Annotated in this window: 18 protein-coding genes; 15 read left to right on the top strand and 3 right to left on the bottom strand. The window is 62.9% G+C overall.

The window, feature by feature from the left end:
• Window positions 1–23: 23 nt before the first annotated feature.
• The 3 genes from BGO80_RS12090 to BGO80_RS12080 are packed head-to-tail and all read left to right on the top strand — an operon-like array spanning window position 24 to window position 5,243.
• The gene (locus BGO80_RS12090; protein ID WP_286721669.1) at window positions 24–1,853 is read left to right on the top strand and encodes a hydantoinase B/oxoprolinase family protein; all 1,830 of its coding nucleotides are present in this window, start codon (window positions 24–26) and stop codon (window positions 1,851–1,853) included.
• The gene (locus tag BGO80_RS12085) at window positions 1,840–3,885 is read left to right on the top strand and encodes a hydantoinase/oxoprolinase family protein (protein WP_286721668.1); all 2,046 of its coding nucleotides are present in this window, start codon (window positions 1,840–1,842) and stop codon (window positions 3,883–3,885) included. The genes BGO80_RS12090 and BGO80_RS12085 overlap by 14 nt, the downstream gene beginning before the upstream one ends.
• Window positions 3,882–5,243 (top strand): M20/M25/M40 family metallo-hydrolase, encoded by a 1,362-nt coding sequence (locus tag BGO80_RS12080; RefSeq protein ID WP_286721667.1) that lies wholly within the window; start codon window positions 3,882–3,884, stop codon window positions 5,241–5,243. Before BGO80_RS12085 ends, BGO80_RS12080 begins: the two co-directional genes overlap by 4 nt.
• Before the next feature lie 59 nt (window positions 5,244–5,302).
• Here the strand turns inward: BGO80_RS12080 and BGO80_RS12075 are convergent, their stop codons facing one another.
• On the bottom strand, window positions 5,303–6,289 hold the full coding sequence (locus BGO80_RS12075; RefSeq protein ID WP_286721666.1) for an ABC transporter ATP-binding protein: 987 nt from the start codon (window positions 6,287–6,289) through the stop codon (window positions 5,303–5,305).
• Window positions 6,279–7,277, bottom strand: a complete 999-nt coding sequence (locus BGO80_RS12070; RefSeq protein ID WP_286721665.1) for an ABC transporter ATP-binding protein — start codon at window positions 7,275–7,277, stop codon at window positions 6,279–6,281. The genes BGO80_RS12075 and BGO80_RS12070 overlap by 11 nt, the downstream gene beginning before the upstream one ends.
• A gap of 96 nt (window positions 7,278–7,373) precedes the next feature.
• Between BGO80_RS12070 and BGO80_RS12065 the strand changes: the two genes are divergently transcribed.
• The 6 genes from BGO80_RS12065 to BGO80_RS12040 all read left to right on the top strand — a co-directional run bounded on the left by BGO80_RS12065 (window position 7,374) and on the right by BGO80_RS12040 (window position 13,788).
• The gene (locus BGO80_RS12065; RefSeq protein ID WP_286721664.1) at window positions 7,374–8,984 is read left to right on the top strand and encodes an ABC transporter substrate-binding protein; all 1,611 of its coding nucleotides are present in this window, start codon (window positions 7,374–7,376) and stop codon (window positions 8,982–8,984) included.
• A gap of 20 nt (window positions 8,985–9,004) precedes the next feature.
• Window positions 9,005–9,964, top strand: a complete 960-nt coding sequence (locus tag BGO80_RS12060) for an ABC transporter permease (protein ID WP_286721663.1) — start codon at window positions 9,005–9,007, stop codon at window positions 9,962–9,964.
• Window positions 9,964–10,851, top strand: coding sequence for an ABC transporter permease (locus BGO80_RS12055; protein WP_164550200.1), 888 nt, complete (start codon window positions 9,964–9,966; stop codon window positions 10,849–10,851). The genes BGO80_RS12060 and BGO80_RS12055 overlap by 1 nt, the downstream gene beginning before the upstream one ends.
• 3 nt (window positions 10,852–10,854) lie before the next feature.
• The gene (locus tag BGO80_RS12050; protein ID WP_286721662.1) at window positions 10,855–12,018 is read left to right on the top strand and encodes a M24 family metallopeptidase; all 1,164 of its coding nucleotides are present in this window, start codon (window positions 10,855–10,857) and stop codon (window positions 12,016–12,018) included.
• A 33-nt stretch (window positions 12,019–12,051) separates the two neighbouring features.
• Window positions 12,052–12,900, top strand: a complete 849-nt coding sequence (locus tag BGO80_RS12045; RefSeq protein WP_286721661.1) for an alpha/beta fold hydrolase — start codon at window positions 12,052–12,054, stop codon at window positions 12,898–12,900.
• 255 nt (window positions 12,901–13,155) lie between these two features.
• Window positions 13,156–13,788 carry a nitroreductase family protein gene (locus tag BGO80_RS12040; protein ID WP_286721660.1) on the top strand — a complete coding sequence of 211 codons (633 nt, stop codon included), beginning with the start codon at window positions 13,156–13,158 and terminating at the stop codon, window positions 13,786–13,788.
• Window positions 13,789–13,950: 162 nt separating this feature from the next.
• Here BGO80_RS12040 and BGO80_RS12035 read toward each other — a convergent pair whose 3' ends face one another.
• Window positions 13,951–14,694 (bottom strand): GntR family transcriptional regulator, encoded by a 744-nt coding sequence (locus BGO80_RS12035; protein ID WP_286721659.1) that lies wholly within the window; start codon window positions 14,692–14,694, stop codon window positions 13,951–13,953.
• A 125-nt stretch (window positions 14,695–14,819) separates the two neighbouring features.
• On the opposite strand from BGO80_RS12035, the gene BGO80_RS12030 reads away from it, so the two are divergent.
• The 6 genes from BGO80_RS12030 to BGO80_RS12005 all read left to right on the top strand — a co-directional run bounded on the left by BGO80_RS12030 (window position 14,820) and on the right by BGO80_RS12005 (window position 21,029).
• Window positions 14,820–16,184 (top strand): family 4 glycosyl hydrolase, encoded by a 1,365-nt coding sequence (locus BGO80_RS12030; RefSeq protein ID WP_286721658.1) that lies wholly within the window; start codon window positions 14,820–14,822, stop codon window positions 16,182–16,184.
• Window positions 16,181–17,113, top strand: coding sequence for a carbohydrate kinase family protein (locus tag BGO80_RS12025; protein ID WP_286721657.1), 933 nt, complete (start codon window positions 16,181–16,183; stop codon window positions 17,111–17,113). Before BGO80_RS12030 ends, BGO80_RS12025 begins: the two co-directional genes overlap by 4 nt.
• Before the next feature lie 10 nt (window positions 17,114–17,123).
• The gene (locus tag BGO80_RS12020; protein WP_286721656.1) at window positions 17,124–18,362 is read left to right on the top strand and encodes an ABC transporter substrate-binding protein; all 1,239 of its coding nucleotides are present in this window, start codon (window positions 17,124–17,126) and stop codon (window positions 18,360–18,362) included.
• A 66-nt stretch (window positions 18,363–18,428) separates the two neighbouring features.
• Entirely contained in the window at window positions 18,429–19,316 is an 888-nt protein-coding gene (locus BGO80_RS12015; RefSeq protein ID WP_286721655.1) for an amidohydrolase family protein, read from the top strand.
• Window positions 19,313–20,200, top strand: coding sequence for a carbohydrate ABC transporter permease (locus tag BGO80_RS12010; RefSeq protein WP_126148853.1), 888 nt, complete (start codon window positions 19,313–19,315; stop codon window positions 20,198–20,200). Before BGO80_RS12015 ends, BGO80_RS12010 begins: the two co-directional genes overlap by 4 nt.
• On the top strand, window positions 20,193–21,029 hold the full coding sequence (locus tag BGO80_RS12005; protein ID WP_126148852.1) for a carbohydrate ABC transporter permease: 837 nt from the start codon (window positions 20,193–20,195) through the stop codon (window positions 21,027–21,029). Before BGO80_RS12010 ends, BGO80_RS12005 begins: the two co-directional genes overlap by 8 nt.
• The last annotated feature ends 15 nt before the right edge of the window (window positions 21,030–21,044 follow it).

Below are 21,044 nucleotides of genomic sequence, written 5' to 3'. Positions count from 1 at the left end.
CGTTTCTCTCTGGAAGGCTTTTGATGACACCGCTCTCATCCGCCATGCCGGCACTGGCGCCGGACACAGCTCCCCTTTGTGATCCGGTGACGCTGGAAATCATCCGCGGGGCGATCATGGCCACTCAGCGCGAGATGGAAGCGCTGATCGAGCGCACCGCCATATCGGCCTTCATTCGCGAGAAGAAGGATTTCTACACCGCCCTCTTCGACGAACGCGGCGTGATGGCAGTGGGCTCGATGGTGCCGATTTTCGGCGATCTCACCTCGCCGGTGTTCGAGCATTTTCCGCGCGAGACGATGAAGCCGGGCGATCTCTATTGGTATAATGACTGCTATGGCTCGAAGGGCGCGGTGACGCATTCGAACGACCAGGTGCTGCTGGCGCCGGTATTCCATGGTGACCGACTCTGCGCCTTTGTGATGAGCTGGGCCCACTTTGCCGATATTGGCGGCCTGCATCCGGGCTCGATCAGCCCTGACGCCACCTCGATCTACCAGGAAGGCATCATCATTCCGCCGACCAAGCTGGTCGATGAAGGCGTGGTCAACGACACCGCCCTCGCCATCTTCCACCGCAATTCGCGTTTCCCCGCGCAGAGCGAAGGCGACATGTCGGCGCTGATGGCGTCGGTAAAACTCGGCGTCACCCGCGTCGCCGAAGTGGTGGCACGGCATGGGGCCGATGTGGTGTCCGACGCCCTGGCGCAGCTGCTGGACCGCACCCGCACGCTGGTGCGCCGCCGTCTCGCCGAAACCTTCGACTACGGCACCTATAAATTCTCCGACCAGATCGACAGCGACGGCCATGGCAATGGTCCGTTCAGCCTGCGCTTCGCCATCACCCGCGAAAAGGGCGCCAATGGCGAAGATCGGTTCATTTTCGACGCCACGGAGAGCGACGACCAGGCGCCGGGCCCGGTTAATCTCATCATGAACAAGGGCGTGCCCGGCATGGCGCTGGGGCTCTATTTCCTCGGCGGCGATCCCAGCCAGGTGGTCAATGCCGGCGGCCCGCTGGCCATTGACGAGGTGCGCCTGCGCGAAGGCTCGATCGTGCAGCCTCGTTTCCCCGCGCCGCTGGGCATGCGCGGCCTCACCATGATGCGCATGCTTGCCGTGCTCAATGGCCTGGTCAACCGCGGCAAGGGCGGCGCCCCGGCGGCCCACTCGGCCTATGTCGTCACCATCATGCGCGGCACGTTCGGCAAGGAAACTGGCATGCCAAAGCCGTTCCTGCTCGCCGACGGTATCGGCGTCGGCTATGGCGCCCGCGACTTTGCCGATGGCATCGACGCGGTCTACTTCGTGGCCCAGGAAAACTACCCCGTCGAGTTCCTCGAAGGCGGCTATCCCATCCGGCTGCGCCAATATGGCGTCGTGCCCGACAGCGGCGGTCCTGGCCGGTTCCGCGGCGGCACGGGCATCATTCGCGAATATGAGATCCTCGCCGACGAGGCGCTGCTCGCCATCCGCATCGATGGCGTCAAGAATCCGCCCTGGGGCTATGGCGGCGGCATGTCCGGCGGCGGTGGCTCCATCGTGGTCAATCCCGACACGCCCGAAGAGCGGCAGATCCCGCCACTTTCGGACGGCACCGCGCTCAAAAAGGGTGACATCCTGCGCATCCGCACCGGCGGCGGCGGCGGCATGGGGCATCCCTATGATCGCCCGGCCGAACGCGTACTCGAAGACGTGCGTGGCGGCTTCGTCACCGCCGAGGCCGCGAAAGCCTTCTATGGCGTTGTTATCGCAGACGATCAGCTCGACGCAGCGGCCACGGCTAGACTGCGCGCCGATCGCCCGGCCACCAAGCCGTTCCACCGCAAGACCTATATCGATGAGCTCGCCTGATATCGCCATGGAAAACCCAACCAATCTCGCCGTCGCCGTCGATATCGGCGGCACTTTCACCGACGTGGCGCTGGTCGATGGCTCCGGTCGCTCCTGGCGCGCCAAGACACCCTCGATCCCGTCCGATCCGTCTGAGGCCTTCCTCAACGGCATTCGCCTGGCGCTGCAACAGGCCGGGGCTTCCGCCGCCGATCTCGACCAGGTGCTGCACGGCACCACCGTTGCCACCAATATGATCCTCGAGGGCAAGGGCGCCCGCACGGCGCTGGTGACCACACGCGGCTTCCGCCATGTGCTGGCCATCGGCAGGCAGGACATTCCGCGCAAGGCCAATCTCTATACCTGGATCAAGCCGGTGCCGCCGGTGCCCTCGAGCCGCATCGTAGAAGTGAACGAGCGCATCGCCGCAGGTGGCGCGGTGCTCGAAACGCTTGACGAGGCCTCGGTCCGCTCGGCTGCCGCGCAAATCCGTGGCATGGACGTCGCCGCCGTCGCGGTCTGCCTCATCCACGCCTATGCCAATCCCGAGCATGAGCGGCGCGTTGCCGACATTCTGCGCGAGGAATTGCCGGAGCTGGCGATCACCGTTTCCAGCGACGTGCTGCCGGTGGTGCGCGAATATGAGCGCAGCCTCACCACTGTGCTCAATGCCACGGTGATGCCGGGGGTCACCACCTATGTGCGCAATCTCGAAAAGCGGCTGGAAGACGAGGGGGCGACTCCACCGCTGATGCTGATGCAGTCCAATGGCGGCGTTGCCGGGGCACCGAAAATCCGCGTGGCACCGGCGCTGACGGCCCTTTCCGGCCCGGCTGCCGGCGTTGTCGGCGCCCGTGCCGCTGCTGCAGCCTGCGGCATCGAGGATATCATCACCAACGATATCGGCGGCACCTCGGCCGATATCTGCCTGATCAAAGGTGGCCAGATCGGCCTCACCCAGCATGGTTCGGTCGGCGAGTGGCCCTTGGCGCTGCCCATGGTGGACATGATCACCATCGGAGCGGGCGGGGGGTCGTTGGCCCGCATCAAGGATGGCGCGCTGACCGTTGGCCCGGAAAGCGCCGGCGCCCGGCCCGGCCCGGCCTGCTACGGCCATGGCGGTACCGCGCCCACCGTTACCGACGCGCATGTGGCGCTCGGCCAATTGCCGGCGCGGCTTCTGGGCGGAAAGATGGTGCTCGATGTCGAGGCGGCCAAGCGGGCGGTGATGACCATTGCCGAACCGCTGGGGCTCGACCTCGAAACTGCGGCACGCGGCATTCTCGCCATTGCCGACAATCACATGGTCGGCGCCATGCGCGTGGTTTCGGTCGAACGCGGTCACGATCCACGCGATTTCACGCTCGTGCCCTTTGGTGGTGCCGGGCCGCTGCATGGCTGCGCCCTCGCCGAACTGCTCGGCATCAAGCGCGTCTTGATTACGCCCGCGCCCGGCGTGCTCTGCGCCGACGGCCTGCTGGCGGCCGATCTCAAATCCGAGTTTTCGCGCGCCATGGCCATTCCCGGCGCCATGGAGGCAGAAGTGGCCGAGCCCATTGTCGCCGAGCTTGAGGTTCAGGCCAAGGGCTGGCTCGATGAGGAGGACGTGGCCCCCGAGGCGCGCGTCATCGAACGCGTCGCGCTGATGCGCTATGCCGGACAGGGCGGCGAGATCGCCGTTCCCTATGCTGCCGACAGGGCGCAGGTGGAAGCTAATTTCCAGACCGCCCACAAGGCGCTTTATGGTTTTAATCTCGGCGCACCGATCGAACTGGTAACGCTGCGCGTCCATGCCACCGGCATTGCCGTGGTGCCGCCGGCGGTGGAGCTTGCCCCCGGGACCACCCCGGCGCCGGAGGAACATACGTCAGTCAGCATTGGTGGAAGGCAGGTCGACGTGCCGGTGCTCGACCGCGCCAAGCTCGGCGCTGGCGCCAGCTTCAGTGGCCCGGTCATCCTCACCCAGCTCGACTCCACGACCTTTGTGGCGCCAGGCTGGCAGGGGACCGTACATCCCTCGGGCGGTATTATCCTCACTAGGGAGGCCGCATGACCTCCCCGACACTCAGCCCGGTCTTCGACTATATCGGCGGCAGGCACGACGATTATGTCGCTCGCCTCATCGACTATGTGCGCAATCCGTCGATCAGCGCCCACAATATCGGCATAAAGGAAGTCTCAGAGCTGCTGGTGAACATGCTGGGCGAAATTGGCATGGAGGTGGAGGCGATTCCCACCAAGGGCCATCCCTTCGTCCTGGCGCGCTACACCGTCGATGCCACCAAGCCGACAGTGCTGCTCTATGGCCATTATGACGTGCAGCCGCCCGATCCGCTGGACTTGTGGGAAAGCCCGCCTTTCGAGCCGACCATTCGCAACGGACGCATCTATGCGCGCGGCGTGGGCGACAACAAGGGCCAGCATTTCGCCCAGATCATGGCCATCGAGGCGCATCTGAAGGTGCATGGCACCCTGCCCTGCAACGTGATCTTCCTGCTCGAAGGCGAAGAAGAGATCGGCTCGCCGCAGATCGCCAATTTCGTGCGAGACCACAAGGAGCAGCTGAAGGCCGATTTCGTGGTGACGGCCGATGGGCCGCTGCACGAATCGGGCAATTCGACGCTGACCTATGGCGTGCGCGGCATGACCTCGTTCGAGCTGCGCGTCCGCACGGCTAGCCGTGATGCCCATTCGGGCAATTATGGTGGGGTTATGCCCAATGCGATCTGGACGCTGGTGCATCTGCTCGCGACGATGAAGACGCCGGATGGGCGCATCACCATCGAGGGTCTGCACGACCAGATCATTCCGCCCACCGAAGCCGATATCGCCGCCACCAAGGCCCTGCCGCTCGATCTTCCGGCATACATGGCCGATATGGGGCTAACGCGCCTCGATGAACCTGCGGACCGGCCCTTCTGGGACCGGTTGATGTTCCATCCGACGCTGACGATCAATGGCCTGCATGGCGGCTATGGTGGGCCGGGCACCAAGTCGGTGCTACCCTGCGAGGCGGTGGCCAAATGCGATATCCGCCTGGTCGAGGCGATGACGCCGGAACATGTCTATGCCTGCGTCAAGGCGCATGTGGCCAAGCACGCGCCCGAGGTCGAGGTGATCACCTATGGCTCGATGTTGCCCTCGCGCACGCCGCTGGATGATCCCTGGGGCAAGCTGATCCAGGAGGCGATCGTGGAAGCCCGCGAGGAGAAGCCGCTGGTCTATCCATCGGCCGGGGGCAGCCTGCCGGACTATGTGTTCACCAAGGTGCTGGGTGTGCCGGCCTTCGTCATGCCCTATGCCAATGCCGATGAGGCCAATCACGCGCCCAACGAGAACATGGAAATAGCGCTGTTCCTCAAGGGCATCCGCACCGGCGCGGCGCTGCTCGACCGGCTCGGCCGCGTCTGACTGAACCAAAGGCATGACTTTTGAGCGGCGGCTGGAGGGATCCGGCCGCCGCTGCCATTTCAGGCGCTAATCTTGTCGGACTCGCCCATCGGATGATAGCAGGCGACGCCGGTGATGCCGCTCGCTGTGGCGTGCTTGTGCATGACAGGCTCTTGCTGGCGGCACTGTTCGGTGACACGCGGGCAGCGGGGATTGAAGCGGCACCCTGGCGGGGGGTTAACCGGATTGGGCGGCTCTCCCCGTGTGGCCTTGCCCCGGGCCAGGCGTGCCCGCGCCGGATCGGGCTCCAGCGCCGAACCACGCAATGCGACGGTGTAGGGATGGCTCGGGGTGACCAGCACCTGTTCGGCACTGCCCTCTTCGACCGCGCGGCCAAGATACATAACCATGACACGCTGCGAAATGGCCCGCACTACAGCCAGGTCGTGGGCAATGAAGATGATGGCAATGCCCAGCCGCTGCTGCAGGTCGATCAGCAGGTTGACCACCTGCGCCTGAACCGAAACGTCGAGCGCCGATACCGGCTCGTCGCAGACGAGAATGGAGGGTTCGGCAGCCAGAGCCCGGGCAATGCCGATGCGCTGGCGCTGGCCGCCGGAAAATTCATGGGGAAAGCGGCTGGAGGCTGCGGGATCGAGACCCACTGCCGTCAGCAATCCTTCGACCCGGGCGGTGCGTGCCGCGCCTTTGGCGAGGCCATGCACATCCAGCGGCTCGGCGACGATATCAAGCACGGTGCGGCGCGGATTGAGCGAGAGATAGGGGTCCTGAAACACCATCTGCACCTGCCGACGCAGAGCCCGATCACGCCTGATCGGCGCACCCTTGAAGAGGATTTCTCCCTCATCGGGCGTTTCGAGGCCAACCAGCATGCGGGCCAGCGTGGACTTGCCGCAACCGGATTCGCCCACCACGGCGAGGGTTTCGCCCGGCCTAACGGCCAGGCTCACATCCTTGACGGCCTGGAAGGGCTTGCCGAACACCGCGCCGCCGGCCCTGAAGGTCTTGGACAGGCCGCGGGCCTCAAGGATGGGCTCAGCCGACATGGGCAGTCTCCACGAGCGGATAGTGACAGGCATGGCTGCGACCATGCGCCGCAGGCACGAGTTCTGGGCGCAGCTGTGTGCAGAGCGCGCCCAGATGGGTGCAACGCGGGTTGAAGGCGCAACCGGGCGGCGGCGCGATGAGATTGGGCGGCGACCCCTTGATCGGCTCGAGTTTTTCCACGGTCTCCAGCCGGGGCGCCGAGGCCATCAGCGCCGCAGTGTAAGGGTGGGCCGGCGCCCGGAAAATATCGTCGACATTGCCGGTTTCCACCAGCCGGCCCGCATACATGACGGCCACGCGTTCAGCCATGCGCGCCACCACACCCAGGTCATGGGTGATGAGCAGGATGGCCATGCCCAGCTCGTCCCGAAGTTCGTCGAGCAGATCGAGAATCTGGGCCTGGACGGTCACATCCAGTGCCGTTGTCGGCTCGTCGGCGATCAGCACTTCAGGTTTCAGGGCAATGGCCGAGGCGATGAGGATGCGCTGGCGCATGCCGCCGGAAAACTGGTGCGGAAAATCATCGATCCGCTTGTCGGCCGAGGCCAGATGCACCGAGCGCAGCAGCTCGATCGAGCGCTCCCGCGCCTCCTTTTTCGAGATGCCGAGATGGGTGCGATAGAGCTCGCCCAACTGGTCGCCGATCGAGAGAACCGGGTTGAGTGCCGACAGCGCATCCTGGAACACCAGGCTGATGACCCGGCCGCGCAGCTTGCGCTTCTGCTCGTCATCAATGGTGAGCAGATCATGCCCCGCAAGCTCCATGCGCTTGGCATTAATGGTGGCATTGCCGCGCACAATGCCCATCACTGCTCGGGTGGACACCGACTTCCCGGACCCGGATTCGCCAACAAGGGCAAGCACTTCGCCGCGCTTGAGGTCGAACGACACGTCGCTGACGGCCTTCACCTCGCCGCGCATCGTATGGAAGCTGACATCGAGCCCTGACACCGAAAGCACCGGGCGTTCGTCTGCCTGTTTCGTCATCAGTGACTCTACCTCGTTCAGAAATTGTACGACAATCCTTGACACGGCTTTGAGCGCATCGCAACACTTGGGTGCCAATTCAACAGCGAGACCACGATGATCCGCAATGTTAGGAATGCTTTGACCCGTCGTTCCGTCCTAATGGGCGGGATCGTTATGGCCATGGGGGTGGCCAGCCTGGGCTCTGCCTCGGCGCAGGACGCGGCAAGCCGTATCGTCATCGGCACCACCGCCGATGTCGTCAACTTCAACCCCCTGGTCGGCAATAGCCGCTCGGATACCTGGGTCACCAACCTCATGTATCCGCGCCTGATGCAGATGACCGACAAGGGCTCCAAGGACCCCTACGTCGCCACCGAATGGGGCTATTCCGAGGATGGTCTGACCGCCTGGATGGAGATCCGCGGCGACATGACCTGGAACGACGGCACCCCGTTCACAGCCGATGACATCGTCTTCACCATCACCGCCGTCACCACCGAGAAGATCGGCGTCACCGCGGGCCTCATCCCCTCCTTCGTCAGCGCCAAGGCGGTTTCGCCGACCCGCGTCGAATTCACGCTGAGCCGCCCGGACTCCACCTTCCTCACCAATATCGGCTTCTGGATGCCGATCGTGCCCAAGCACGCCTTCCCCGAAGTCGGCCAGGTCGCAGCCTTCGCCAATGACAAGGATTGGGTCAGCGCCGGTCCGTTCATCCTCAAGGAAGTCAATGCCGGCCAGAACTATGTCCTGAGCGCTGTCGACAATTATCCGCTCGTCGAAGCCGGCAAGGCCAGCGTCGGTGAAGTCGAATTCCGCGTCTTCCCGGATGTGAACGCCCAGGCCCTGGCGCTGCGCGCCGGCGATCTCGATCTCATCGCCAATGCGCTGCCCGCACCCATCGCCCGCACGCTCAAGGATCAGCCGGGCATCACGATCGCCCAGGCCCCCTCGCTGGGCTGGTCGCATGTGCTCTACAACATGAACGACGAAGTGCTTGCCAAGCTGGAAGTGCGTCAGGCCCTGGCGCATGCCGTGGACTACGAAGCCATCCGCGCCATCGCCATGCAAGGCCTGGCCAACACCACCAATTCCTCGCCCATCTCGCCGGTCCTGAGCTACTGGGCCGACCCGGAAGCCAAGGAATATGCGTTCGATCCGGAGCTTTCCAAGAAGATCCTGACCGATGCTGGCTATACTGATGGCAATGGTGATGGCTTCTTCGACGGCATCGAGTTCTCCCTGCTCTACGAACAGAGCGCTGCCGATATCGCCAACTGGGCACAGATCATGAAAGACGGCGCTGCCAAGGCCGGTATCAAGATCAACCTCACTGGCCTTGAGCGCAACACCTACCTGGCCCGCGGTCGCGAGAAGGACTTCGACATCTATGCCGGCAACTGGGCAGTGATGGAAGAGCCGGCGGCCTATCTGGGCCTCGCCTACCGCACCGGCGGCTTCATCAACTACGCCTCGATCTCCGATCCGGACCTCGAAAAGCTGATCGATGAAGCTCAGGCTGCCACCACGCCGGAAGCCGTCAAGGGCCCGGTGCAGGCTGCCGCCCGCCTGATCTCGGAAAAGGTCTACGACAACGTGCTGTACTACCAGACTTTCCAGTTCGCCTATAACAGCGACAAGTGGGACGGTTTCGTGGTGCAGCCGTCCGATCTGCTCTCGCTGGTCAATCCGCTGTCGCTGGCCTCGGTCAAGCCCAAGAACTGACCTTGTAGAGACCTGATAACGTGCATCTCACCGGCTACTTTCTGCAACGACTGGCGCGTGGATTGGTGACCTTCTGGTTCGCCGTTACGGTCACCTTCTTCCTCGTCCGGCTCTTGCCGGGTGACCCGGTGCTGGCTGTAGCCGGCCCCGGCATGACCGAGGAAATCCGCCAGACGCAGCTGGAGCTGTACGGACTGGACCGCCCCTTGGCGGTCCAGTACTTCGCCTATCTGCGCGAGCTGATCCATGGCAATCTGGGCATCTCGTTTCTGCGCAGCCAGCCGGTGAGTCAAATCCTGATGGAGCGTCTACCCTGGACGCTGCTTCTGACTGGGTCCGCTCTCCTGGTCACGGTCCTGCTCGGCGTACCGCTCGGCGTGCTGGCGGCAACCCAGGCTCGCGGCTGGGTCGACCGCGTCGTCCAGGTGACCGGTGTGGTCGGGCAATCGCTGTTCGTGCCCTCGCTCGGTATTTTGCTGCTTTATACCCTTGGCCTCATGCTTGGCTGGTTCCCCATCGGCGGGGCCGTCAAATCCGGGCTGACGGGCTTTTCATATTACCTCTCGGTACTGCATCACCTCGTCCTGCCCTGCTTCACCCTGGTTCTCGCGCAGCTCGCCTCCTATGTGCTGACCCTGCGCGCGACGCTGATCGAGGCGCTGGGGGAAGAATATTGCGACCTGGCTCGTGCCAAGGGCACGCGCGAAAACAAGGTGATCTGGAAGCATGCACTGCGCAATGCGCTGCTGCCCACCACCACGTTGATCGGCCTGCAGATCGGCTTTCTCGTCGGTGGTGCGGTGCTCACCGAAACCATCTACGCCTATCCCGGCGTTGGCCGCGCCATCTATGAAGCCGTCGGCCAGCTCGATTTCCCCGTGCTGCAAGGCGCCTTCGTGCTGCTGGCGGCCACCGTGGTGATCGCCAATCTCCTCACCGACATCGCCTATGGGCTTCTGGACCCGCGGGTGCGCACCTGATGACCATGACCAATACGTCCACGACAGCGCCCAGCCTGGCTCCCGCCGATCTCAAGCCCGCCCAGCGCACCTGGCGCGCCTTCCGACGCAATCCCCTCGGCATGGGGTCGGCCGCGGTGATCCTGATCATGGTGGTGATCGCCATACTCGCGCCCCTTCTTGCAGCGTTTCCCAGCGGCTATGGCACCGAAATTCTGGTGCCGCCGTCTCCCGCCCATCCCTTCGGCACCGACGATCTCGGCCGCGATGTGTTGGCGCAGGTGATCTGGGGCACGCGCATCAGCATGATCATCGGCTTTGCCTCGTCTTTTCTCGCCATTCTGATCGGCGTGGCGCTGGGGATTCTAGCGGCCTATGCCAAACGGCTCGACGCGCCGATCTCCATGCTGGTCGATGTGTCGCTGGCTCTGCCGGTGCTGCCGCTGATGATCCTGGTCGCGGCGCTGGTCGGACCGTCGGTAACGACGCTGGTGATGGTCATCGCGCTGTTTTCCTGGCCGGAAGTGACGCGAATTGTTCGCTCGCAGGCCTTGTCAGTGACGCGACTGCCCTATGTCGACGCCGCGCGCACCATTGGCGGCAGCCATTTCTGGATCATGACGCGGCATCTGCTGCCGGCCGTCGCGCCGATCATTGTGGTTTCGGTGGTGCTCACCGCCTCGCGCGCCGTGATGTCGGAAGCAGGCCTTTCCTTCCTGGGCCTGGGCGACCCGGAAAGCTGGTCCTGGGGCAAGATCTTGTTCAACGCCCAGCGCTCGGGTGCGCTCACCGTCGCCTGGTGGTGCACGCTGTTCCCCTCGCTGGCCATCCTGTTGCTGGTGGTGTCCTCCACCCTGGTATCCATCGCCTATAACGACGCCCGCAATCCGAAAACCCGGGAGAACTGAGCCGTGAAGCAGCGTCTTTCGCGCGACACCTATGCGCGCATCCAGGATGGGTTGCGTGCCCGCATGGCCGCCCAAGGTTTCGACGGCCTCCTGGTCGACGACCACCATCATGTCGCTTATCTCAGCGGCTTTTTCCACTTCCCCAATGAGCGGCCCGCTGCCATCTGGCTGACGGCCAAGGACTGCATCCTTTTGGTGCCGGCCCTTGAAGCCGACCACGCTGAAAAGCAGAACACCGCAGCCGAATTCGTCGTCTACCCCGAATATCCCGGCATCGAGGACGCCTTCTCGATCCTGCTTTCCAAGCTCAATCCCAGTGGCCGCATTGCCTATTCGCCGACCACGCCGGTCGGCCGGGTCAAAAAGTTCGAACAGTTCGCGCCCAATGCCAGCTGGGTCATGTCCGAGATCGTCGAGGATGCGCGGCTGATCAAGTTCCCGGAGGAAATCGTGCTGCACCGCGAGGCGGCGCGCATTTCCGACGCCATGGTCGAAGCGGGCCTCAAGCTCATTCGCGATGCCATGGCCGATGGCGCTCCGCTGCCCACCGAAGCCGAACTGGCCCGGCATGTCACCGGCTTCGGGACCAAAACCATGTATGCCGAGCACGAGGATGTTGTGGTCGGGCAGATGCTGGCCGGCGGCCTCGTCTATACCGGCAAGAATGCGGCCCTGCCCCATGGGCTGCCGTCTGCCGACCGCGTCAAGCCAGGCGAGACCTTCATTCTCTCGCTGGGCTGCGCGGTTGGCGGACGATTCGCGGAAAGCGAGCGCACTTTCGTCATGGGCACGCCCACGGACGAGCAGCGCCGCTATTTCGAGGTCGCCACCCGGGCCCAAGCCATCGGCACCGATGCGCTGATATCAGGCCGCCCCTGCTCCGAAGCCAACCGCATCTGTCTCGATGTCATTCGCGAGGCGGGCATGGCGCATTATCTGCGCCACCGTCAGGGCCACGGTATCGGCATCTGGCTGCACGAGCCGCCCTGGATCGCCGATGGCGACGACAGCCTGCTGCAGCCCGGCATGATCGTTTCGTCCGAGCCCGGCCTCTATATCCCCGGCCATGGCGGCTATCGCATTTCGGACACCGTTCTGATCACCGAGACGGGGCCGGAGCGGCTGACCAGCCATCCGCGCACTATCGATGAATGCATCATTGCCTGACCGCTAGACATTAGGACTGAAGAGGAGATTGGAATGGACGTCACCATCAACGGCGCACGCCTCAACATTGAAGTGCTGGGTGGGGAGGACAAGAGCAAGCCGGTGATGATCGTTCACCATGGCGCGCCGGGTCTTGGCAGCCATGCCGAACCCAAGGGCTCCTTCGGCCCCTTCTCCGACGACTATCGCGTCGTCGTCTTCGATGCGCGCGGCAGCGGTGCCTCCGAAGACAAGGCTCCGTTTACCCACGAGCAATGGGCCGCCGACGTCGATGCCATCCGCGAATGGATCGGCGCCAACAAGATCATCATGGCCGGCGGCTCCTATGGCGGTTTCATATCGATGGAATATGCCATTCGCTATCCCGACCGCGTTCTGGCAATGGTGCTGCGTGACACTTCGGCCGACAATGCGCATCGCGAGCTCTCTCGCGCCAATGCCCTGGCGTCGCCACGGATCGAGGTCGATCTCGAGCTCTTCAACCGCATCATGGCAGGCACGACCCGCGACAATGAAGACCTCAAGGCCGCCTGGGCGCATATCCTGCCGCTCTACGACCACGATCTCGATATGGAAAAGGTGCGTTCGCGGATCGAGAACACACCCTATCACTACGCGACGCATAACTATGCCTTCGCGGTGAACCAGGAAAACTACGACCTCAAGCCGCACCTGCCCAAGATCAAGGTGCCGACCCTGATCACCGTGGGCCGCCATGACTGGATCACCCCGGTGGCGGCCTCGGAAACCATCCATCGGCTGATTCCAGGTTCGGAACTGGTAATCTTCGAGAATTCCGGCCATGCACCGCAGGTCGAGGAAGCGCCGATGTTCCAGCAGACCGTGCGCGATTTCCTGCGCCGGGCGCTGAGCAAGGCCTGAAAGGGCCGGCTCAATTGCGGACCAGAACTACACCCGCGTCAGCACACGACACGGATTTATGGGCGGCCATTCGGCCGCCCTGATCTTTTACGCCTAAACCCTGGTCAGCCTCAAATGAGCCCGCTCAATAACGGTATGCTTTTGGTGCCTTCTTGTCGTGGCGGCGGCACTGCCTAAGTAGCGGCATGCGGTTGCCCCTTGGCGCCTTGCTCCGAGGTCTTTTTCGGCGCCGCATATTGTAGGAAGGTTTCATACGTGTTGCTTGAAAAACTGAACTGGCGCTACGCCACCAAGAAAATGGATAGCTCCAAGACCGTCGCCGCCGACAAGGTACAGCGTATCGTGGAAGCCGCGCGCCTGGCCCCGACATCCAGTGGCCTGCAGCCGTTCCAGGTCATCGTCGTGACCAACCCTAAAGTGCGGGCGCAATTGCGCGCTGCCGCATATGACCAGGCCCAACTGACCGACGGCTCGGCCGTCCTGGTATTTGCCGCATGGGACAATTATACCACCGAGCGCATCGACCACATGCTGGCGCTGACCGCCGCCGAGCGTGGTGGTAGCAGCGACGCCCTCGACGCTTACTATGACGGCCTCAAGGCCACCTATGTGCCTCGTGATGCCAAGACCAATTTCGAGCATGCTGCGCGCCAGGCCTATATCGGCTTTGGCATGTCTATCGCGCAGGCCGCCTTTGAAGGCGTGGACGCCACGCCGATGGAAGGCTTCGAGCCGGCCAAGTTCGATGAAATCCTGGGCCTCGGCGCCCTGGGCCTGCGCTCGGTCTGTATCCTGCCGCTGGGCTATCGCGACGAAAGTGGCGACTGGCTGGTCGGGCTCAAGAAGGTCCGCCGGTCGACCGAAGACTTCGTGACTGAACTGGCCTGATCGCGATCCATCACCCTCGTGTCGTGCACGGGGGTGATCATGCTCGGCCCGACAGGGTCGAAAATGGCACCGCCTGAGGGTGAGCGCATTGCGATAGCGAATTGCCGCGGTGCGGGGATCGGTGCGCCGCTTGCGCATCGCAAAACTCCCCGCTGCGCTGCGTCACGTGCCCTGTGCAAGCCGAAGCGGGTACTTTTCCGGGTGGTGCAGGGTGCGCGTCAGGTTGATTGGACGCCCGATCGTGTCATAGGCCACCTGAACGACCTTGAGTACGGCCGCCGGAGAGCTCAATTGCAGCAGCGCGGCATCTTCTGGCGTGGCGATTGTAGCGCTGAGCACTGTCTCACCGCCATGAGGCACCAGGCCATAGCGGTTTCGCAATTCTGCATAGAGCGACCTATTGGGGACGGTCCAGTCTTGATCGGCAAGATCAGGAGCCAGTGCCAGCGGTATCCAGTCATGGCCGATGGCCACGGGCTCGCCATCCAAGAGGCGCAGGCGCCGAAGCGAGGTCACGTGCTGACCCGGATCGAGTTTGAGCGCAAGCGCGATATCGGCCTCTGCCGCACTGCTCCTGGCTTCGAGAATGCGGGAGCCCGGCACTTGATCATGCGCCAGGGCCGTCTCGGTAAAACTGCGCAGCAGTTCGAGCTCATGGCCGCGTTGCGATCCGCCGGTGGCGTAAAAACCTTTGCCCGGCTGCGCGACCAGGTGGCCCTCGGCCACCAATTCGCGGAGCGCCTGGCGAGCGGTAATCCGGCTGACGCCGAGCACATCCACCAGTTCCCGTTCTGAGGGCACCTTGCCATTGGCCGGGATCTTGCCGCCGTACAACATCTCGAGGATACGTGTCTTGACCTGTTTGTAGAGCGGCAAGGGACTATCGCGGCTGATCGCATTGTACATCAGTGGACGGCTCGCTCGAGAGGCAGCGACGCGGCTGCAGGTCTTCCTCCTATACGCGAATTTATCCGCTTTACCAGCCTCCGCATATCTGGTTATATCCAGTTATATTTGGTGGAGGTGGACCGGTGAAGCTGGCGTTGATTGGAGGTGGCGGGGTCAGGGCGCCGTTGTTTGTCCAGTCTGCGCTGAGGCGCGCGGATGCGCTCGGCCTGGACGAACTTTGCCTCATGGATCTTCCCGAAAGCGGCTTGCGCACCTTCGGCGCCCTGGCTGCCGAGTTGGCGCGTCAACAAAACAGCCGCACGCGCATCACCATGACCAATGACAGCCGCGAAGCGCTGGTCGGTGCCGACTTCGTCATCACCACGATCCGGCCGGGCGGGGTGGACGGACGCATAGCCGATGAGCGTATTGCACTCGACATCGGCGTTCTGGGGCAGGAAACGACAGGAGCCGGCGGCTTCGCGATGGCCCTGCGATCCATCCCGGTTATTCTCGACTACGCGCGCCAGATGGCGGAATACTGCCCCAATGCCTGGCTGATGAATTTCACCAACCCTGCCGGATTGGTCACCCAGGCGCTCCATGACGAGGGTTTTGACAAGGTCATCGGCATTTGCGACAGCGCCAATGGTGCCCAGCGGGCATTGGCGAAATGGTTCAACGTCGCCGACCAGGCGATTGACGCCGACCTGTTTGGGCTAAACCACCTCTCGTTCACGCGCCGGGCGCTGCTCAATGGTCGCGACGTGTTGCCGGAAGCCCTGGCGGACAATGACTTTCTCGATACCAGCGCCCAGCGCGTATTCGCTCATGACGTCGTGAGGCGCCAAGGCATGTGGCTCAACGAGTACCTCTATTATTTCTACTATGCCGAAAAAGCCCTGCAGGCGCTGCAATCGGGGCAGACGCGCGGCGAAGAGATCAAGGCGCTCAACGACCGCTTGCTGCCCGACCTTGATGCGGCAGGGATCGGGCGTGATCCGGCGCGGGCACTCGACGTCTATTTCGACTACGAGCATCGTCGCAGCGCCGGCTATATGGCAAAGGCCAACCAATCAGGCAGCCAGGCAGCCGCCAGTGCGCACCCCGCCGCCGATGATGGCGAAGGCTATGCCGGCGTGGCTCTGGGGATCATTGCAGCCCTGGCTGGCGGCGCCCCCATCCGCTCGGGCCTTAATACGCGCAATAATGGCGCCATTTCGGGGCTGCGCGACGCGGATGTGGTCGAGGTGACATGTCGCATCGATGCTGCCGGCGTCCACCCGCAGCCGGTTGGCGTGATGCCCCAAATGCAGGGCGCTCTGGTGCAGACGATCAAGACTTATGAGCGCATGACCGTATCCGCCATCCGCGAGCGGAACCGAGCGCTGGCCGTCGATGCCCTGGTGGTGCACCCACTGGTCCAGTCCTACTCCCGAGCCCAGCCGCTGGTCGAGCGCTACCTTGAAGCCCACGCCGCATTCGTGGGCAATTGGAGGCGGCAATGAGCCGGTGCGACGTGCTGGTGGCAGGCGAGTATTTCTGCGATCTGGTCTTTGCCGGGCTCGATGGCGCGCCGCGCCTCGGCACCGAGCACATGGCTGATGATCTCGTTATCATGCCCGGCGGCACCTATACCATGGCGTTGGCCCTCACCCGCCTCGGTCTCGATACGCGGTGGGCCAACACGTTCGGCAACGATCTCTTCAGCCGCTTTGTTCGCGACACAGCCGCGGCCGATGGCATCGACGCCTCTGCCTTCACTCATCTTGATCAGCCGGTGCAGCGCGTTTCGGTGGCCTATTCGGCTTTGGGCGAGCGCGGTTTCATCAGCTTCAGTCAGCCCGAAGTCGAGCCACCGCCCCAGCCGAGCATCGCGGCCATAGATGCGCAATGGCTGTTGCAGACCTTTCGGTTCGAACCCGATTGGCTCCGCTTCGTCGCCACCCAGAAGCAGCGCGGCGCCAAGGTGCTGCTTGACTGCCGGGGTGGCGATTTTGACCTCACGACGCGTGGCGTCTCCGAGCTGATCGCATTGGCCGATATCTTCTCGCCCAATGCCGAAGAAGCCCTTCGCCTGACCGGGGCCAGCACTGTGGAGGCGGCGGGGAGGCGGCTGTCCGAGCTCGCGCCGGTTGTGGTGGTCAAATGCGGTGCGGATGGCGCGCAGTGGCACGATGGGACGGGCATGTACCAGGTGCCCTCGCCTTGCGTCCAAGTGGTCGACACCGTGGGGGCAGGGGACAGTTTCAACGCGGGCCTGCTTGCCGGGCTTGTGCGCGGGACGGACCTGGAAAGGGCCGTAACTCTGGGCGTTCTCTGTGGTTCGCTGTCCACGACAGCGACCGGAGGGAGGGCATGTCCAACGGCGGAGGCCCTGGAGGCCTTTACTCAAACCCTGGCTGCTGGCCAGCCGGATCAAAACGTCAATCATTGAGGGAACGAAGATGACGAGATTGCTTTTTGCGACTGCCGCGAGCGTGCTCGCACTGAGTGTCGGTGTTCAGGCTCAGGATACCACCAAGCTGGTCTTCGCTTATTGGGGCGATCCGGCCGAGCTACCGCCCTTCCAGAAGATCGTGGCCGATTACGAAGCGGCCAATCCCAATATCGATATCGAGGTGCAGCATGCGCCGTGGTCGGGCTATTTCACCCGTCTCGATGCCCAACTTGCCGCCGGCGCCGGACCGGACGTGTTCTTCATCACCAATGTGCCGGCCTATGCTGCGCGAAACCAGCTTGAGCCGCTGAACCAGTGGATCGCGGACAGCGGCTTCCCAATCGCGGAATACAACCAGGAAGCGCTCGCGATCCACTCGCTGAACGACAAACTCTATTCCATCCCGCGCGACAACGACACCAATGCGCTATATTTCAACAAGGCGGCATTCGATGCTGCCGGCATTGACTACCCACAGGCCGACTGGGATTGGGACGATCTGCGCGAAGCCGCCCTCGCTTTGACACAGCGCGACGGCAACCGTGTGTCGATGTACGGCTTTGCCACCGAGGCGAATGACTGGCCGCGCTGGATCATCCAGAATGGCGGTGATGTCTTCGACAACCCACTAAAGCCCACCACCTTCACCATGGATAAGCCGGAGGCTACAGAGGCCATCCAGTTCCTGGGCGACATGATCAATACCGATCACGTCATGCCCAGCTTCCAGGAGCTGCAGCAGAGCGGGGGAACCAGCCAGCTCTTCCTGGGCGGACAAGTTGCCATGGTGGTGACCAATGCGGCGCGCCTCGGCACCTTCGCCGATGCCAGCTTCGAATGGGCGGTGGCGCCCCTGCCCACCGGTCGCACCGGCATCCATGCCAATCGCCTCGGCGGTGCCGGCTTTGCCATGAATGCGTTCAGCCAGCACAAGGAAGCGGCCTGGGATTTCCTGTCCTATCTCGCCGGTGAGCCGGGTCAGGTCACCTTCGCCTCGGCCAATGCGTCGGCTGTGCCGGCCATGGTCGGCAATGCCGCAGTGCGCGCAGCGTTCCAGGCGCCGTTCGCCGATATCTTCCTGGCCGAAAGCGAGTACGGCAAGCTGTTCCCGCAGTTCTCGGGCTATGTCGACATCACCAATCTTTACATCCAGCCGGCGCTTGACCTGGTCTGGACAGGTGAGGCCAAGGCTCAGGATGCCATTTCGGCCATCGTCTCGGACGTACAGGCGCGGCTGGCTCAATAAGGCAGGTCTGGGCGGGTGGCCTTGCGCTGCCCGCCCTTCAAACTGGACTGGTAGGGAGCATCATCAATGCGCGTTTTCGACGCCCACGTACACTATGGCTTCTGGGAGAAGCTGTTCACCCGCGACGCCGAAACCGGGTTTCTTGAGACCCTCTCGGAAGTCTGCGCAGATGCCGGCATCGTCAAGGTGGCGCTCCTCGCCAATCCGGGCCTGGGCAATGCCAAATTGTCCAAGGCGCTCGAGGCGCGGCCCGATCTGGTTGTCGCCATGGGCCGGCTAGAACTCGATCATGACCCGGTGTCATTGGTCGAGGAATTCTACCAGCGCGGATTTCATGGCATCAAGATTTCCGGCGTGTCGCGCAATTACGACGACCCGGCCTATTTTCCCTACTACGAGGCGGCCGCTGCCCGCGGGCTGCGCATCCTTTTCCACACGGGCATTTTGGGTGGTCCGGTCGACTATCTGGAAGGCAGCAAGGAAGACGCGTGGAAAGCGCCTCCCGCCGCCAATACCGAGGATGAAGAAAAGCTCGTCACCCGGCTCAGCCGCCAGATGAAGCGCGAATCCTTCGGCTATTCCAGTGCCCGCATGCAGCCGATCTATCTCGATACAATCGGCTTCTACTTCCCGGAGCTCTTCGTGATCGGCGCGCATATGGGCTGGCCTGACTATCGCACCTCCTCGGCCGTCGCACGCTGGCGCCCGCGCGTCTATTTCGACATTTCCGGCGGCGATGTTGTTCATAACCACATCGTGGAGGGCGGCTATATCGGCAAAGAAATCAGTCCACGCAAACTCATCTACGGTTCGGACAGCGATCATCGCCGCATGAAGTCGGATATTCTGCGCTGGAAAGCCGCCTTCGACACAATGGGGCTGACCGCCGACGAGCAGGATCAGATCTTCTACCGCAATGCTGCCCGCATGTTCGGCGTGGAAGACGACACATGAGCACGCCGGCCTTTGCCCGCAAGGACGAACGCACTGCCTGGGCCTTTCTGCTGCCCAGTCTCGTGCTCTTCGCGACCTTTACAGGCATACCGGTCATAGCCGCGCTGGGGATTTCCTTCACCCAGTGGGACCTTTTCAATCCGGCCCGGTTCATCGGGCTGGACAACTATACCAAGCTTTTCGGCGATCCGATCTTTGCCCGCGTGATGGGCAATACCGCCTATTTCGTATTGCTCTCGGTACCGGTGCAGATGCTTATCGGGCTGGGCTGTGCGCTGGCGCTCAATCGCGGCATTCGCGGCCAGACCTTTTTCCGCATTGCCTATTTCCTGCCCGTGGTGACCTCGACCATCGCCGCAGCCCTGGTATGGGCCTGGCTGTTCAATGCCAATTTCGGCCTGATCAATGCGCTGCTGAGCCTTGTGGGCATCACCGATGTGCCGCGCTGGCTGGCTTCGACCCAATGGGCCATGCCCGCAGTGATCATCGTCTCGATCTGGCAAAATCTGGGCTATGCCATGGTGCTGTTCCTGGCAGGGCTGCAGAATATCCGTGCCGATCTTTACGATGCAGCCGCCATTGACGGTGCCAGGGGGTGGCGGCGCCTGTGGTTCATCACCTTGCCCCTCCTGTCCCCCACGACCTTTTTCGTCTTGATCATCTCGATCATCGGCAGTTTCCAGATCTTCGAGCTGGTCTTCGTCATGACCCAGGCCGGGCCAGCCAATGCCACCAATACGCTGGTCTACTACATCTACCAGAACGGCTTTCAGTTCTATCAGATGGGCTATGCCAGCGCCGCAGCCATGATCCTGTTCGTCATCGTGCTGATCATGACCCTTGTCCAATACGCCTTGCAAAGCAGGTGGGTGCATTATGGCTGAGGCTGCGCGCAACAAGCCGGTGGATTGGCTGATCTTCATCATCCTTCTGGGCGGCGCCCTGATCACCGTGGGTCCGTTTGCATGGATGCTTTCTACGTCGATCAAGCCCGATCCCGAAGTGTTCCGCTATCCACCCACCGTCCTCACCGCAGACCCGCAATGGCAAAACTATTTCGAGATTTTCTCGGCCATTCCGTTCGGACGGGCCTTCCTGAACTCGGTGATCGTGACGCTGTCCATCACCGCGCTGCAACTGATCATCTGCTCCATGGCTGCCTATGCTTTTGCCTGCATGAGTTTCCGAGGGCGTGAAGCTGTGTTCCTGGTCTACCTCGCCGCGCTCATGGTCCCGCCACAGGTCACCATCATCCCCAATTTCATGCTGGTGCGGACGCTGGGCTGGATCGACACCTATCAGGGCCTGATCCTGCCCTTTGCCTTTTCCAGCTTCGGCACCTTCCTGCTGCGGCAATATTTCAAGACCATCCCGCGCGAATTGCTCGAAGCGGCACGGCTGGACAATTGCGGCCATTGGAAAATCTACCTGTTCATCGTGCTGCCACTGGCCCGTCCAGCGCTGGGCGCACTGGCCATTTTCGCCTTTGTATCGCAGTGGAACAATTTCCTCTGGCCGCTCATCACCACCACGCGTCCTGAAATGCAGACCGTTACCGTGGCCCTGTCGACCTTGCAGGGTCAATACAACACCGATTGGCCACTCCTGATGACCGGCAGTGTGCTGGCGGTGGCGCCCGTGCTCATCATCTTCATCTTCGGCAACAGGGCCTTCATCTCCGGCTTGACCGCCGGCAGCTTCGGCGGACGCTGAGCGAAAGGAACATCG

Origin of the sequence: Devosia sp. 63-57, from assembly GCF_001899045.1 — a bacterium.
Classification (GTDB): domain Bacteria; phylum Pseudomonadota; class Alphaproteobacteria; order Rhizobiales; family Devosiaceae; genus Devosia; species Devosia equisanguinis.
This window is presented reverse-complemented; position numbering and strand designations above follow the sequence as displayed.

What these genes read in the sequence shown, in the direction of transcription:
- BGO80_RS12085 (WP_286721668.1), top strand. Translation starts at nt 1,840, where the DNA reads ATGAGCTCGCCTGATATCGCCATGGAAAACCCAACCAATCTCGCCGTC.
- BGO80_RS12010 (WP_126148853.1), top strand. Translation starts at nt 19,313, where the DNA reads ATGAGCACGCCGGCCTTTGCCCGCAAGGACGAACGCACTGCCTGGGCC.
- BGO80_RS12035 (WP_286721659.1), bottom strand. Translation starts at nt 14,694, where the DNA reads ATGTACAATGCGATCAGCCGCGATAGTCCCTTGCCGCTCTACAAACAG.
- BGO80_RS12090 (WP_286721669.1), top strand. Translation starts at nt 24, where the DNA reads ATGACACCGCTCTCATCCGCCATGCCGGCACTGGCGCCGGACACAGCT.
- BGO80_RS12005 (WP_126148852.1), top strand. Translation starts at nt 20,193, where the DNA reads ATGGCTGAGGCTGCGCGCAACAAGCCGGTGGATTGGCTGATCTTCATC.
- BGO80_RS12045 (WP_286721661.1), top strand. Translation starts at nt 12,052, where the DNA reads ATGGACGTCACCATCAACGGCGCACGCCTCAACATTGAAGTGCTGGGT.
- BGO80_RS12075 (WP_286721666.1), bottom strand. Translation starts at nt 6,289, where the DNA reads ATGTCGGCTGAGCCCATCCTTGAGGCCCGCGGCCTGTCCAAGACCTTC.
- BGO80_RS12065 (WP_286721664.1), top strand. Translation starts at nt 7,374, where the DNA reads ATGATCCGCAATGTTAGGAATGCTTTGACCCGTCGTTCCGTCCTAATG.
- BGO80_RS12080 (WP_286721667.1), top strand. Translation starts at nt 3,882, where the DNA reads ATGACCTCCCCGACACTCAGCCCGGTCTTCGACTATATCGGCGGCAGG.
- BGO80_RS12070 (WP_286721665.1), bottom strand. Translation starts at nt 7,277, where the DNA reads ATGACGAAACAGGCAGACGAACGCCCGGTGCTTTCGGTGTCAGGGCTC.
- BGO80_RS12015 (WP_286721655.1), top strand. Translation starts at nt 18,429, where the DNA reads ATGCGCGTTTTCGACGCCCACGTACACTATGGCTTCTGGGAGAAGCTG.
- BGO80_RS12020 (WP_286721656.1), top strand. Translation starts at nt 17,124, where the DNA reads ATGACGAGATTGCTTTTTGCGACTGCCGCGAGCGTGCTCGCACTGAGT.
- BGO80_RS12025 (WP_286721657.1), top strand. Translation starts at nt 16,181, where the DNA reads ATGAGCCGGTGCGACGTGCTGGTGGCAGGCGAGTATTTCTGCGATCTG.
- BGO80_RS12055 (WP_164550200.1), top strand. Translation starts at nt 9,964, where the DNA reads ATGACCATGACCAATACGTCCACGACAGCGCCCAGCCTGGCTCCCGCC.